The sequence below is a fragment of the Paenibacillus sp. 32352 genome (assembly GCF_002042965.1).
GTDB lineage: Bacteria > Bacillota > Bacilli > Paenibacillales > NBRC-103111 > Paenibacillus_S > Paenibacillus_S vulneris.
Window position 1 is genome coordinate 225858 of sequence record NZ_MZNT01000008.1, and the last position, 14744, is coordinate 240601.

General features: G+C 52.5%; 15 protein-coding genes. 9 read left to right on the forward strand and 6 right to left on the reverse strand.

Translation table 11 applies throughout. From position 1 onward, the window contains the following. Positions 1 to 5 precede the first annotated feature (5 nt). Positions 6 to 683: an acetyltransferase gene (locus B1728_RS19810; protein WP_079912124.1), complete on the forward strand. Its 678-nt coding sequence runs from the start codon at positions 6 to 8 to the stop codon at positions 681 to 683. After that, complete coding sequence (locus B1728_RS19815) at positions 676 to 1866, forward strand: aminotransferase class I/II-fold pyridoxal phosphate-dependent enzyme (protein ID WP_079912125.1); 1191 nt, start codon at positions 676 to 678, stop codon at positions 1864 to 1866. Before B1728_RS19810 ends, B1728_RS19815 begins: the two co-directional genes overlap by 8 nt. On the opposite strand, the gene B1728_RS36345 is transcribed toward B1728_RS19815, so the two are convergent. Continuing rightward, the gene (locus B1728_RS36345; RefSeq protein WP_179136100.1) at positions 1863 to 2033 is read right to left on the reverse strand and encodes a hypothetical protein; all 171 of its coding nucleotides are present in this window, start codon (positions 2031 to 2033) and stop codon (positions 1863 to 1865) included. The genes B1728_RS19815 and B1728_RS36345 overlap by 4 nt on opposite strands. 434 nt (positions 2034 to 2467) lie before the next feature. On the opposite strand from B1728_RS36345, the gene B1728_RS19820 reads away from it, so the two are divergent. Next, positions 2468 to 2818, forward strand: coding sequence for a helix-turn-helix domain-containing protein (locus tag B1728_RS19820; RefSeq protein WP_079912126.1), 351 nt, complete (start codon positions 2468 to 2470; stop codon positions 2816 to 2818). A gap of 482 nt (positions 2819 to 3300) precedes the next feature. On the opposite strand, the gene B1728_RS19825 is transcribed toward B1728_RS19820, so the two are convergent. The 3 genes from B1728_RS19825 to B1728_RS19835 form a co-directional block, all read right to left on the reverse strand. Then, a complete protein-coding gene (locus tag B1728_RS19825; RefSeq protein WP_079912127.1) occupies positions 3301 to 3507 on the reverse strand; it encodes an anti-repressor SinI family protein in 207 nt (68 codons plus the stop codon). A gap of 222 nt (positions 3508 to 3729) precedes the next feature. Beyond that, positions 3730 to 4572, reverse strand: a complete 843-nt coding sequence (locus tag B1728_RS19830; protein WP_079912128.1) for a 1,4-dihydroxy-6-naphtoate synthase — start codon at positions 4570 to 4572, stop codon at positions 3730 to 3732. Continuing rightward, positions 4572 to 5285, reverse strand: coding sequence for a futalosine hydrolase (locus tag B1728_RS19835; protein WP_079912129.1), 714 nt, complete (start codon positions 5283 to 5285; stop codon positions 4572 to 4574). The genes B1728_RS19830 and B1728_RS19835 overlap by 1 nt, the downstream gene beginning before the upstream one ends. Positions 5286 to 5495: 210 nt before the next feature. On the opposite strand from B1728_RS19835, the gene B1728_RS19840 reads away from it, so the two are divergent. Further along, on the forward strand, positions 5496 to 6230 hold the full coding sequence (locus B1728_RS19840) for an NAD-dependent protein deacylase (RefSeq protein WP_079912130.1): 735 nt from the start codon (positions 5496 to 5498) through the stop codon (positions 6228 to 6230). Between the two features lie 189 nt (positions 6231 to 6419). Further along, the gene (locus tag B1728_RS37255; protein ID WP_306293540.1) at positions 6420 to 7304 is read left to right on the forward strand and encodes an HD domain-containing protein; all 885 of its coding nucleotides are present in this window, start codon (positions 6420 to 6422) and stop codon (positions 7302 to 7304) included. Positions 7305 to 7418: 114 nt separating this feature from the next. Here the strand turns inward: B1728_RS37255 and B1728_RS19850 are convergent, their stop codons facing one another. Further along, complete coding sequence (locus B1728_RS19850; RefSeq protein ID WP_079912132.1) at positions 7419 to 8246, reverse strand: WYL domain-containing protein; 828 nt, start codon at positions 8244 to 8246, stop codon at positions 7419 to 7421. Then, a complete protein-coding gene (locus tag B1728_RS19855) occupies positions 8233 to 9546 on the reverse strand; it encodes a helix-turn-helix transcriptional regulator (RefSeq protein WP_079912133.1) in 1314 nt (437 codons plus the stop codon). The genes B1728_RS19850 and B1728_RS19855 overlap by 14 nt, the downstream gene beginning before the upstream one ends. A gap of 217 nt (positions 9547 to 9763) precedes the next feature. Between B1728_RS19855 and B1728_RS19860 the strand changes: the two genes are divergently transcribed. From B1728_RS19860 to B1728_RS19875, 4 genes are all read left to right on the forward strand, one after another. Then, complete coding sequence (locus tag B1728_RS19860) at positions 9764 to 10576, forward strand: nucleotidyltransferase domain-containing protein (RefSeq protein ID WP_079912134.1); 813 nt, start codon at positions 9764 to 9766, stop codon at positions 10574 to 10576. A 223-nt stretch (positions 10577 to 10799) separates the two neighbouring features. Then, complete coding sequence (locus B1728_RS19865) at positions 10800 to 13076, forward strand: polysaccharide lyase 6 family protein (RefSeq protein WP_179136101.1); 2277 nt, start codon at positions 10800 to 10802, stop codon at positions 13074 to 13076. Positions 13077 to 13290: 214 nt separating this feature from the next. After that, positions 13291 to 13860, forward strand: a complete 570-nt coding sequence (locus tag B1728_RS19870; RefSeq protein WP_079912136.1) for an RNA 2'-phosphotransferase — start codon at positions 13291 to 13293, stop codon at positions 13858 to 13860. A 3-nt stretch (positions 13861 to 13863) separates the two neighbouring features. Beyond that, positions 13864 to 14655, forward strand: a complete 792-nt coding sequence (locus B1728_RS19875) for a TatD family hydrolase (protein WP_079912137.1) — start codon at positions 13864 to 13866, stop codon at positions 14653 to 14655. Positions 14656 to 14744: the final 89 nt, after the last annotated feature.

The window sequence follows — 14744 nt, forward strand, 5'->3', positions numbered from 1 at the left end:
GAAGCATGGAGCTTGCCGTCATCGGCGAGGGTGGACATAGTAAAGTCATTATGGACATCATTCGAAGTCATAATGGTAAGGTGAAGGCGATTCTGGACGATAAATACGAGCAGCTTGCATGCTTTGAAGACGGTATGTACAGAGGGCCTGTAGCTTCGGCAACTGAATTGCTGAGCCAAAACGACCAATTGAGATTTGTTATCGCTATAGGGAGCAATCAGGTCAGAAAAACGATTGCCGCTTCGCTTGATTTTTCGGAGGATCGCTTCGCTTCACTGATTCACCCTTCCGCGGTGGTTAGTCCCAGCGTGAAGATAGGCCGCGGTACGGTTGTTATGGCTCAATGCACAATTAACGCGGACGCCGTCGTCGGCAATCATTCGATTATCAATACAGGGGCTATAGTGGAGCATGACAGCCGGGTATCGGATTATGCGCATATCGCACCGCGTGCCACGTTGACGGGGGCTGTGACCGTACGGGAAGGGACACTGATTGGAGCGGGGGCATCTATAATTCCGGGCAAATGGATAGGCGAATGGTCCATTATAGGTGCGGGTTCGACGGTGATCAGTGACATTCCCGCGTTCAGTACGGCGGTGGGAAGTCCTGCTAGAGTAACACGCTGCAATGAAATAAGCGACATATTCCCGAGAAAGGACGTGATCCTCCACAATGAGTAAGGATAAACCAAGAATTTATTTGTCCGCTCCCCATATGAGCGAGAACGAAATTAAATATATTCAGGATGCTTTCGATACAAATTGGATCGCTCCATTAGGACCGCATGTCGATGCGTTCGAGAAGGAGCTTGCCGCCTATGTCGGCGTCAGAGACGCCGCAGCTGTCATTTCGGGAACAGCGGCCATCCATTTGGCCTTGCGATTGATCGGCATCAAGGAAGGAGACACGGTATTCTGCTCCAGTCTCACCTTCGTAGCCAGCGCCAATCCGATTGTGTATCTGGGGGCCGTTCCGGTATTTATTGATTCCGAGCCGGAAACGTGGAACATGTCTCCTCAAGCGCTTGAACGGGCTCTTGAGGATGCGGCGAAGGAAGGCAGCCTGCCCAAAGCAGTCATTGTCGTCAACTTGTACGGGCAAAGCGCCAAGATGGATGAAATCGTCGCGCTCTGCAATCGCTACAGCATCCCGGTCATTGAGGATGCAGCGGAATCGCTCGGTTCGACATACAAGGGCAGAGCCAGCGGAACCTTCGGTAAGTACGGTGTCTATTCTTTTAACGGCAATAAGATTATTACTACCTCCGGCGGAGGAATGCTGGTTTCTAACGATATCGAGGCGCTGCAGCACGCCCGTTTCCTGGCTACGCAAGCAAGAGATCAGGCAGCGCATTACCAGCATAGCCAGATGGGCTACAACTACCGCATGAGCAATGTGCTGGCCGGCATCGGAAGAGCGCAGCTGGAGGTTTTGAGCGATCGGGTCGAAGCAAGAAGAGCGATCTTCGAGCGATATTATTTGGAGCTGTCCCATTTGCCCGGTATCCGGTTCATGCCGGAGATGGACCAAACCCGTTCGAACCGCTGGCTAACCGTATTAACGCTGGACCCGGACGAAGCTGGGGTAACCGTCAGCCAGCTGCTGGCGGCGCTGACGGAAGAGAACATCGAAGCCCGGCCGGTATGGAAGCCGCTCCATATGCAGCCGTTGTTTGAGGGATGTAAGTACTATAGGCACGGAGAGCAAGAGAGTGTCTCCGAGCAGCTGTTCGCTTCAGGCTTATGTCTTCCGTCCGGTTCCAGAATGACCGCGGAAGAGCAGCAAAGAGTGATCGAATGTATCAAGAAGGCTATAGCGTCGGCTGCCAGGACTGCTGTATTGGAGAAAGCGGCAAGCAGCTAACAGCCGGACGACTTAAGTTTGAGTTCATGATGCCTCGCCATCCGGTAATAATGCGCTTTCAATTGCATGTCGAGACAATCCTTATAGAGAGTGCAATGGTAAGCATGCATCACTTGATGGTAAACATATTGTGCCTTCTTCCATGTTCCCGTTAGCAGCGAATACATAACGCACGACCCCCTTTTATAAAAATTTATGTAGGTTCATGCCGATGTATTCAGCTTCTGGCGGGAATGGTTGGAGGGCTGCAGGTTCATTGAAGGGAAGTCATTGGGGGAGGTGAATAGTCAACGACGGTACAAGCCGGTTGGCAGCACGTATGAAGACAGATCAGGATAAGAATAGTAAGCGCTTTAATCCGAAAACGGATAGTTTGTGGAGGAAAGATTCTGCATCGGGGAAGGTAGAGGAGCGTCCGAGAAGTAAAACCAAGGACTCCTGTCATCGCTCTTGCAAGAATTTTACCTGGTTTAAAAGGACTATGTGGAGTATGGAGCGGAAGGTCATAACACGGGGGGTTAATGTTGGATGATAAGCATTGAGGGTGTGATGCGGGAACAGCAGGAAAGCTTATGTGCAGCGTTATGGAGTGATAGAGACCATGATCGGTAATAATATATCCTCCATACGAAAACAAAGGGGTTTTACTTTATCCGAGCTTTCGGAGCGGACCGGTATTTCCAAATCGTATTTAAGCAATATTGAACGTAATCTGAAGCAAAATCCTTCTATACATGTCATGGAGAAAATAGCTTCCGTACTAAAGGTCGATCTCAAGACCCTGCTCAAAATAGCGACGGACGCGGAGATTAAACAGCATCCTGACAAAGAGTGGCTTGATTTCATTAGTGACTTGAAAAATTCGGGTATCGAAAAAGAACGCATACATGAGTACAAAATTGTGATTGAATTTATGAAATGGCACAACGAAAAAAACAAGTTTAACCAGTAGGGGTTGGTTCAGGTGGATCGGGTTAGCTGCCTTATTGACCGCCATCTTTTAGTTCACCACCATATAAATGTTTACCGGCGGGTACGCCAGGGTGCCTATCCAGCGTATGACCGGCCTGACAGAGTACAATGCCTATGCAGTGAATGCGCCTGCACCAGGCATAGTCTTTGGCATGCCGGGTTTTGCGCTATTCCGGACTATCAGCAGGCCTTGCATCGGCTGCACATAGCCGGGCACTGTGCTTGCGGCTTCGCTCGACGAGCAGCACCTATCCTTGGTACCGTGCAGGGCGCCTGTGCTTCAGGGAGCATCCCCTGATATCTATGGAGGCATTGCCGGCTCCGGCAGCTCTGTTGGTCAAGGCCAGCCGTGACAAGGGGATGAAAAACGGCAAAAGCCCCGAAGCGGGGCTTAATGACCACAACCGTATGTATAGGATTCCGAGATCATCGGAAGTGAACATTCGTTTTTTTGCTATATGCTTATTTGGCTTCGAGGTACTCGTGCGCTTCGACCGGAGCGTAGCTTTTCATTGACGGATGCAAGGATAGCTCGAAGTGACCCGGGTTTCTCAAGAAAGTCCGAATGGCCTCGGCACTGAGTCCCTGCTTGCGAGCCGTCCTGATAAGGTCGGTCCACTCTCGATCCAGTTCTTCCATATTCATCAGGTTTACAATACTCCCATTCACAGGTAACCCCTCCATCGCTCGTTTGGTACAAACTGTATCCATGGATGTATTATTACACGTTTTACCAGTGAAATCAATCCCTTAAACATAAAAAAATATACACATCGTATCAAAGAGGAATTGAGAAACCGCCTGTAGGCATTCAAGCCGCCAAGAAAATCCCAACAGCTTCAACGCCTGCAGGCGGTTTAACATAACGATACGATCAGGGCTCCCGCGAAATTACAAACGGAGGGAGGCGAGATCGAACTCGGGAACCAGTCCTTCTTGAGCAGCGCGGCTTAACAAGGCATAGACCGCTCCATAACCGTCCTCACCCAAATTGGCTGTGAATTCATTGACATACAGATTGATGTGGGCTTGAGCTACGTCCGGGTCCATCTCCTGTGCGTGGCTTAAGATATACTCCTTGGAAACATCCGGATGCGCCCATGCGTATTCGACGGATGCCCTTGTCCATGCAGCGATTGACGCCAGGTCCAGCGAACGGCGGGCGATGATCGCCCCAAGCGGAATCGGAAGCTTGGTGTCCGATTCCCACCAGCTGCCCAAATCGGTCAGAAGGCTTAACCCGTAGGATGGGTAGGTGAATCTTGCTTCATGAATCACAAGGCCAGCATCAATATGGCCGTCACGTACGGCCGGCATAATTTCGTGGAACGGCATCACGATGATTTCCCCGACGCCGCCGGGTACATTTTGTGCGGCCCATAGCCGGAACAGCAGATAAGCGGTTGACCGCTCGCTCGGTACGGCAACTTTTTTGCCCGACAATACGGCCGGGTCCTGGGCAGCCGATACGTTATTTCGGGTCAGCACCAAGGGGCCGCAGCCTCTTCCAAGAGCTCCCCCGCATGGGAGCAAAGCGTATTCCGACATGACCCAGGGCAGGGCAGCGTAAGATACCTTCAGTACTTCCGGTCCGCTGCCGCTTGCGGCCAGACCATTCGTAATATCGATGTCGGCGTAGGTAACCTCCAGCTTAGGCGCACCGGGGACCAGCCCGTGAACCCAGGCGTGGAATACAAAGGTGTCGTTAGGACACGGTGAAAATGCGATTTTCATCATAATACCTCCATTAAGACTGTACTTGCTGCTTCCAATGATTGGAGCGCGTCTCCGATTCTCCAAGCGGCTTTATCCCGCGGGCCAACGGCGTTGGAAATGGAACGGATTTCGAGGACGGGAATTCCGAATTTGTGCGCGGCCGCTGCTATGCCGAAGCCCTCCATGCCCTCTGCGGCAGCGCCGGGTATACGCGAAGCCAGCTCTTCAGCCGATTCCGCCGTGCCTGTAACGGTCGATAAGGTAAGCACAGGAGCGGAGACGGCCTGCAGACCCGCGCTGCGCAATGCGCTGGTAACCGGCTCGACGAGCTCTGTGGCTGCCGCAATGCGGGAGCTTCCGAAGCCCAGCTCGTCCAGGCTGAGAAAACCGTCCGGCGTCTGTGCGCCAAGGTCGGCTGCGACAATCTCGCTTGCCACGACCAAAGAGCCGATTTCGGCTTGTCCTTTAAAGCCGCCTGCGATTCCCGCACAGACTACGAGATCGTAGGCTTCATTCGCTGTTGCCAATAGGGTCGCTGTCGTCACGGCGGCTTCTACAGGCCCGACGCCTGCGGACCTGACGTCAAAGCGGGGATTCCCGCGAAGCCCCCTTACCACAGCGTCCCTTTCCGCATCGACCGCGGTCATGATAAGGATCCGGCGGCTGCCGGTAAGCGATCCTGCACCTGTACCGGCCGATTCCGCCGCTTCCTTGCTGTAATCTGTACTCATAAGGTGAATCTCCTTTGATTTTTTTGTCCATGAAAGCCTCTATATCTCATTATAGTACTCTTCCGGCTGTATGACCAATGATCCTCTGAATGGAGGGTGGAGGGATCGAAGCTGCTATGAATCTTATTTGGCTAGATTGCGTATAGAATAGGAATATGGCTTTTTTGACTTGCAAGGAATGCCAAACGATCACTAAGTGGAGTGGATGAAATGGACCTTCATCAATTAAAAAGCGTTATAGCGGAAAGCAATAATATTGTATTTTTCGGCGGAGCGGGCGTCTCGACGGAGAGCAGCATTCCGGATTTTCGCTCGGCATCCGGACTGTATCAGGAGAAGGAACGCTTCCCTTACCCTCCGGAGACGATGCTGAGCCGCAGCTTTTTTATGGAGCATACAGAACTGTTCTTCGACTTTTACAGATCCCGGATGATTTATCAGGACGCAGAGCCCAACGCCGCTCATAAGGCTTTGGCACAGCTCGAGCAGGCAGGAAAGCTTCGGGCGGTTATTACGCAAAACATCGATGGGCTTCACCAGGCGGCAGGCAGCCAAAAGGTACTGGAGCTTCATGGCTCCGTCCATCGAAATTATTGCATGAAATGCGGCACATTTTATCCATTGCAACATATGGTTAGTTGTGGCGATTCTGTGCCCAAGTGCGAGGGATGCGGCGGCACGGTGAAGCCGGACGTCGTGCTGTACGAGGAACCGCTTGATCATGAAGTGGTGGAGCAGGCGGCCGACTACATAGCTCATGCGGATATTCTGATCGTCGGCGGCACGTCATTGACGGTCAATCCGGCGGCTGGACTCATCCGATACTACGGCGGTAATCATCTTGCGCTGATCAACCGCTCGGAAACAGCCTACGACCGTCGTGCCGATTACTTGATACATGACAGCATTGGGAAGGTCTTGACGGAGCTTGTGGAGGGAATTTGATCAAGCTATCAGGAGGCTGGTATCGTTAAGGATTTATTCTCACGATAGCAGCTTAACGGCCGGCATGTCCTTGGTTTTCACCTTTTAAAGAGGTACAATGTAAGGAATCAGGATGAAGGCGGAAGGACAAACCTTGTTCAGCCGTTGGAGTCCCTGATGGATCTTATTCGCAGAGGAGGCAGGAATGCATTGTCATCTATCATAGACAGAGCAATCGAGTTCGCGGCAAGAGCCCACCGGGGGCAGGTACGTAAAGGGACCGATATTCCCTATGTTTCACATCCTTTTGCGGTAGGAATGATTTTGCAGGAGGCTCGATGCAAGCCCGAGGTCATAGCGGCAGGCATTCTGCACGACACCTTGGAGGATACCGAGACCACTTACGAGGATCTGCACCGTCTATTCGGAGCTCAGGTGGCGGATATTGTGCTGGGGTGCTCGGAGCCGGATAAGTCGCTGTCCTGGGAGGAACGCAAGGAGCATACGATCCAATATTTGAAAACAGCGCCCAGGCCGATTCGTATGGTCGCCTGTGCGGATAAGCTGCATAATGTCCGCAGCACGATAAGAGCGATGGAGGCGGAGGGAGAATCCGTCTGGAAACGGTTCAAGAGGGGCAAGGAGCAGCAAACCTGGTACTATCGTCAACTGATCGAAAGCCTCGGCTATGAGTCCGGCTTCCCTCTGCTTACGCTGCTGGAGCAAGAGATTGAGGCATTGTTCGGAAGCGGGCGGAGCGAAGGCACGGTAAGGGCGGAGATCGATAACGAACGTATCGATGCCTTATTCACCAGCATCTATAAGCCTGCCGGAGAGCATTCCGAGCAAGCCGGGGAGCTTCAGATCCAATCCCTGCTGGACGAGATTCTAGCGCTTCGGGATCGCATTCGGCATGAGGATGAGCCGTTTCAAGCCATGGCTGAATATCTTGCTGAGAGGGGCGTACAGTTCGAGCATTCCGAGGGCTCGGAGCTGATCATCGCCTTCTGCGCGGCGCTCAAGCAAAAGCTTGGCTGGTACAACTACGAGGTGTACGAGCATTTTCGGAGAAACTGGAAAAAAGGCAGCTTTTAGTAAGCATAAGCCGCCTCCTCCACCATCATTTGTTATCATTCCTACCCATTCCTCCCCGAATGGTTCCCTAACGCGCTTCTTCTCCGCGGGACCATCCGGATTGCAGTCTCGCAGTCATTGAAGATCGTCGGACCGCGGCTCTTCCAAAGGCCTGTACCGGTCCAATGCCTTCGTCGCTGTTTCCAGCATGCGCCGCTGTAGCTTGCCGCTCTCAACAACGCGTACTCTTTTCCCGAGAAAACGGATTTTGGAAAGGATCGTCTCACTCTCATCACTAGGAAATGTAAGGGTGATACGATAAGTATCGGATTCTGCGTCGTAAGCGACTTCCTTGTCAAAGCAGGAAAAGGCGTAAAGAATTCGCGAAAGCTCCTTATTATACGCCTGCACCACCTCGATCAGGGCCGTTTCCCTGCGCGATTCGAGAAGGGCAGATATCCGCTCGTTCAGCCTCTCCGCTTCCTCGTCCGGGAAGGGCACTTCGACAGCCGACAGGATGTGCTGAAGCTTCGTGGACATGAAGGCCCGCTTGTTCAAATGATGCCAGAGAAGATACCATTCCCGCTTGACCATCGAATATTCCAGCTTAAAGGGAAAGCCGAGCTGCTCATGAAAGGAACGCCCGTCTTTGACCTGAAACGTGATAGAAAGAGCGTTCCTGTTCATGATAACCCGTCGAAGAAGGCGAAGCATCGGATGGTAGACCTGCTTTTCCACATTTTTGGCCTTCTCTATCAAAGCGCCGGCAAAGTCCAGCTCAGGCTCTTGCTCCAGCATACGCCCGAGCTTTTCCCTGGTTGACGGCATGAAGGCGTCGGATGCGCCGGGGTGCTCCAGCATGATTTTCAGCCATGCCCTCTCCTGGGCCGTAACGGTGAAGGTGCCGGAATCCTCGAGGCGGGAGATGATTTGGTAATTGAACATTTTCTCAAACAGATTCATAATAGCTTAGGATCTCCTTCCATTCCTCAATCATTTCGTTACGGAAATAGAGCGGCTCCAGCACTTCGCAGCTGGACCCGAAGCTGCGCAGCCAAGGCTTGATTTCGGTTGTCCCGTTCACCTCGATCTCATAGAGGAACGACGTATCGTCTTCTTCCGTTATCCGCCCCCACTGGCCCTGCAGAAGTACCCTTTCCTTCACAAAATTGCTCTTCGAGTTCTCCGGGTGATAGAACCGGGCTTTGACCGTCACTCGGCGACCGGTATCGATGAGCCAGCTATAACGGATTTGCTCCTCCAGGCCTTTTTGCTTAAGAGCGAAGAGCTCCTCCGACACTGACTCCCCCTCCTCGATCTGAGTGATTCCCTCCATCCGGTATTTTTTCAAGGTGTGTTTGACGGCACTGCCCAGCAGATACCATCGTCCGTATTGATGGTCGTAGACGATTTTGATCGGCAGAACCAGCTCTTGTTTGCCTGCCGTCTCCCGCTCGAACAAAGGATTCGTATTTTTGGAGGCGTAGCTTTTATGCGATTTGGGAGAAAAATAGATGAAGCTGACAAGCCGCCGCTCCCGTATCGCTTGAAGCAAGGTGTGAAAATGCGCCTCATCCAGAATGCGTGAAGGGTAATGATATTTATATAAAAAGGGCATGACAAAAGGAACAGCGTTATTCGCCTGCAGCAGCGCTTTCTTCAGCACGTCCCTCAGCAAATATCCTTGAACTGAGGGCACCTGGGTGTTGGACATCACATCCGCAAAGTCGTATAAATCGACAAGCTCGTCGTAAGTAAGCTCCTTCAGCAAATCATCCTGGAGCCGGTAGCGGTAGGGGCGTCCCCCCGCCTCTCTACGTATGACCCCGACTTCCTCCAGATACTTGAGGTCGGAGCGTAGCGTCTTTTCGTCGGGCAGCGGCAGGTCCGCCGGCATTTGTTCGGTGCACAGGTCCAACAGCGCCATGGCCGTCATCGGCTCCTGCTGCATCGCCGTAAGGAGCAGGGAAAGCCGGTACGTCTCCGAGTCCTTCAGAGACTTGGCTCTATACAGGAACAGCAGCATAGGATCTGCCGATTCGTAATAATTGAAGCGCAGTGCCTGGGCGAACTCCTTGCTTTGCTCCTGCGGAAGCTGTTGATACATGGTTTGGACAATGGCCTTAAGGCGCCGTATCGTTTTATCATAGGTATGAACGGAAATGCCGAGACGTTCGGCGAATTGCTGCCGGTTGTAGGCGCCGCTCGTCAGCACAAGCATGCGCAGAAACTGGATTTCTTTATCGAAGCTTTCTTTGGCCATGAGGGATCCTCCGTTGATGTCAGGCTATTCTATCATTGTAACAGGGGAAGGGGAGGGTGAAAATGGAAAAAATCCGGTCGCCATACTTCCGCCGTGTTCATTGACCGCCGAATGAGCAATACTAGGAACAAGAAAAAGACCGGGGCCTTAAAAGAGGCGTTCGAACGAGGCGTCCTGGTCTTCCATACTTTTTATATCGGATGGGAGGGATTGCAGGATGATCGAGTCCTCTATAAGACAGCAAATCCAGGATGAGCTTAAGCTCATCGAACAGAAGGAGCAGGTACGCATCCTGTTCGCTTGTGAATCCGGCAGCCGCGCGTGGGGCTTCCCGTCCAGGGATAGCGATTATGACGTCCGGTTTCTCTATATCCGGCCTGTCGACTGGTATTTATCTATATTTGATAAAAGAGATGTAATCGAGCGGCCCATCAGCAGCATGCTCGATATCAACGGTTGGGATATCAAGAAGGCATTGAACCTGTTCCGCAAATCGAATCCACCCTTGCTTGAATGGCTTCAATCTCCGATCATTTATTACGAGAGCTATACGATAACCGAGCAAATCCGCAGCCTTTCGCCGCTCACGTTTTCACCTAAGTCCTGCCTGTACCATTACCTCCACATGGCGAAGCGGAATTACCGGGACTATTTGCAGGGAGAGCAGGTGAAGATCAAAAAATATTTTTACGTGCTTCGCCCGATTCTAGCTTGTCAATGGATTGAGCGGGTAGGGACGATGCCGCCGATGGAATTCGGTTCCTTGGTGAGAGAGCTGATACCGGGGGGCAGCGAGCTGGACAGAGCGATTCAGACACTGGTCGAGCGCAAGACATCCGGAGAGGAGCTGGATCTGGAGCCGAGAATCGGTCCGATCAACTCGTTTTTGGAGCAGCAGATCAGGCATTTTGAGCAATCGGCTAGAGAGATGAGCGATGCGGCGGCAGAAAGGGATCAGCAGCTGGATGACCTGTTCCGGGCCGCTTTGAAGGAAGTTTGGGGAGTCGCCGGGCAGGAGCATAGCGGCTGAAGGGATATTACGAAAGGATGGGAAGAGGATCATCTGCTAATGGGGCTATAGCGCCAAAGTGACAGGTGACCCTTTCCCTTTCTGCTCACGGAAGGTGAATATTCTGCATATAAATGTGAATTTAGAACATTGCGATTGAAAGCGCATACAAATATAGTGAAGAGGACTGCGGCTTTTAGCGATAACCCGCGTTGCCCATTTGATCAAAGAAGGGATGGATATTGTGCCTAAAAAGAAGTTTGTATTGCCATTCGTTTGCGCGTGTATGCTGGCTTTTCCCGTTGGAACGGTACCGGCCCTGTCGGCTCCTGCTGAGACTGCGAGTTTGGCCGGCGAGGTCCAAGCCGTATACGTTGCCACCCCGTCAGAGCTTAACGCTGCTATCGCCGAAGCTGTAGAAGGAACGGTGATCGTTCTTGCGGACGGAACGTACGCAGATACGGCTTTTCCCATTGCGGGGAAAAGCGGAAGCGAATCGAAGCCTATCGTGATCCGGGCGGCCCACCAAGGACAAGCTGTCATAGCGGGCAGCAGCTACTTTAATGTAGACAAGTCTTCTTATGTAACGATTCAAGGATTAAAGTTTATTCAAGACGCCACCACGATTCCCGCAGCCGTCAGACTGACGAATTCCGATCATATTCGTCTGACGCGGAATACTTTCGCCTTGACTCAGCCGTATAACAAGAACGGATACAAGTGGGTTTCGCTGGAAGGGGCGAGCAGCCATCATAACCGCATCGATCATAATGAATTCGGACCCCGGTCCGATCTGGGTCAGATGATCGCCTTTCAAGGCAGCGTCATGTCCAAGTATGATGTCATCGAATACAACTATTTCCACGATTCGCTGGCTCAGCCTGTGAACGGGGGCGAGACGATTCGTGCAGGCCTGTCCGGCTTATCCATGACGGAGGGCTTCGCTACGATACAGTACAATGTATTCGATAATGTCGACAGCGACGATGAAATTGTTTCGGTGAAAAGCTCCGGCAACACGGTTCGATACAACACATTTCTGAACAGCAAGGGGCAGGTGACCTCGCGTCATGGCATGAATAACAGCTTCTACGGCAACTATTTTCGTGGGGACGGGGTTAAGGCCGGAGTAGGAGGGTTTCGGATTTATGGCAACGACCATAAAATTTATAACAACTACATGCAGAATCTGACCCATTTTCCTATCGATATCGATTCCGGCGATTTTGACGCCGGGCCGGATGGAAGCAGCTATACGAGCGGAGATTTGTCCAAGCATTGGCGGGTGTACCGTGCACTCGTAGTTAACAATACCATCGTGGACAGCGCCAACGGCATTACGATCGGAAGAAAATACGATAAGGACAAGCCTCCCGTGGACAGCCGGGTTGCCAATAATATCGTAAGAAATTCGAAGGGCACGCTGTACAACGAAAGATTGAAATCCAACACGGTGTTTGAAGGCAATATCGGCTTCGGAGCCGTCCTAAGCAATGAACCTCACGCCCCGAACGAGATTCTGAATATCGATCCGGCGCTTACGGAAGTGGACGGGCTGTGGAAGCTCTCTTCCTCCAGCCCTGCGATAGGGGCAGGCGCAGGCGGCTATCCGTTCGTCACGGACGACTTTGACGGGCAGCCCCGGGAAGCTTATGACGTGGGAGCCGATGAGTATTCCGCCGCGCCGGTCGTACGCAAAGCACTCACTCCGGCCGACGTAGGTCCCTATGCTATGACAATCGCTCACGCAGAGGGAAGAGGAACGAACGGATGGTATACGACCGACGTTACGGTGGCGTTAAATGTCCCGGATGCCGATTATGGCGCTGTGTCGACTATGTACCGCATCGACTCTCAGGCGGATTGGGTGCCCTATACGACTCCCATAGTCCTGAAGGAGGAAGGGAAGCATACGCTGTATTACCGTTCCGTCGATGCCGCCGGCAATGAAGAGCCGGTCAAATCTTTGGCTATCCCTATAGATAAGTCAGCACCGGTCTATCAGCTCTCAGTCAACGGTACGCCTGTACCGAGTACGGCGTCGTTTCCCGACGACCAGCCGGTCTTGACGCTGAAGCTGCAGGCTCAGGACGCCTTGTCCGGCTTGGCGAAGCATTCCTTCACGGTAACCGGTGTAACCTATGAATCGCAGGGGGTTATCGATTTCGCCGGGTTATGGGGTGAGCAAAGCGTTAAGGTCCGTGTCGAGGACTTGGCAGGAAATCGCCGGGAGGATGCCGTAACGTTCAGGCTTGTACCGACCTTGTCGACATTAACGGCGAAGCTGGAGCGGTATGAGGCTTCAGCGGAGCTGGAAGATCCCCTGGCGGGGCAACTGCGGAACGCTTTGAAGCAGGCGCAGCATCACAAGGATAAGGGATCGGCGAAGCAGGCTATCAAATTTCTGGAAGAGATGCTGAAGCATATGGACAATAAAGCGCTGGCAGGGCATATTTCTGTCCCCGCTAAACAGGATCTGACAAGCTATGTGGAAGCATTGAGAGCAGAATGGTCTAAGTAAGGGTTATGAGCTGCGTGAGGGATATCTCCTTGCGCAGCTTTTTTGCCCTCATAGCGTTATAAGCTTTCCAAGGGCATAGGATGCAGCGGAGCGGCGCGAGTTAGATCGTTATACTTAAATTTTACCATTTCTTTTCGCTTGGAATCGGTATAATAAGAATCATCAGATTTGTGGAGACAAATTCAAGGTTAAGTTATGTAAGGAAGTGAAGTAAATGCATCAGCAAAAGTCGGAAATCAGCCTGAGCAAATTTATGACGAGGCTGCTTCGGCATACGCCGGAGAGCCATGGCCTGAAGCTGGATCCGGAGGATGGCTCGTGTCCGTTCGATCAACTGGTTGCGGTCATTCAAGCAGAGCCGCGCTGGAGACGGGTAACGGCAGAGGACATAAGAACGGTAGTAGCCAATTCGGATAAACAGCGGTTCGAAATCCGCGGCGACCGGATCAGAGCCAGATACGGCCATAGTCACGATAAGGTTCAATATACTCCCGGCACGCCGCCGTCCGTATTATATCACGGAACGAATACAGAAGCTTTGCCTTCCATTCTGCGTGAAGGGCTCCGTCCGATGAACCGGAAGTACGTTCATTTGTCGGAGGGAACTCATTTTGCGGCCATGGCTGGAAGCCGCCGAGGTGAGCTTGTCATACTGACGATAGATACGGGCAAGGCGGAGTCTGAGGGCGTCGTATTTTATTATGCCGGCAATGAAGTATGGCTCGCAGATGCCGTGCCGGCTTCATGCTTTAAGGCTCTTGACGGCAAGGAGAGGGAAGGATAAGACATGAATGAGAACATGATTGATATAGGTGTCAATCTGCTGCACCGTTCCTTCCAAGAGGATCGGGAGCAGGTGGTTGAGCGGGCCGCACAGGCCGGAGTGTCGCCGTTGATTATTACCGGCACGAGCCTCCGCAGCAGCCAGCAGGCTGCAAGCTATGCCGTACGGTTTCCGGGACAGCTGTACACTACGGCGGGCGTCCACCCTCATGATGCCAAAAGCTGCAGCGAATCGACCCTTCGTGATTTGAAGAAGCTTGCGGCGCTGCCGCATGTTGTGGCCATTGGGGAGTGCGGTCTGGACTACAACCGCGATTTCTCCCCGCGCGATGTACAGAAGCGCTGGTTCGAGGAGCAGGCTGCTCTGGCCTGTGAGCTGCAGATGCCGCTGTTTCTGCATGAGCGGGAGGCTCATCACGATTTTGCAGCGATACTTAAGCCATTCCGCGGCCGGCTGGGCAAGGCGGTGGTGCACTGTTTTACCGGCAGCTCCTACGAGCTTCGGACCTACTTGAATATGGGGTTCCACATCGGTATTACCGGTTGGATCTGCGATGAACGGCGGGGCAAGCATCTGCGCGAGCTGGTCAAATCCATTCCTCTTGATCGCTTGATGCTGGAGACGGACGCCCCTTTCCTTACCCCAAGGGATATGGAGCCTAAGCCGGCAAACGGGCGCAACGAGCCGGCATTTCTTCCGCATGTGGTGAAGGCGGTATCGGATTGCATCGGGCGAAGCCCGGAGGAAGTGGCTCAGGCGACGACGCAGACGGCCAGGCTGTTTTTTGACATCTAGGGGGAGGCGGGCTTTGATCTATTAGGAAGACATGGTAAGATTAAACTTGATGTTTTCTCTGAAAAGCCGGATAATTAACCAATGGATAA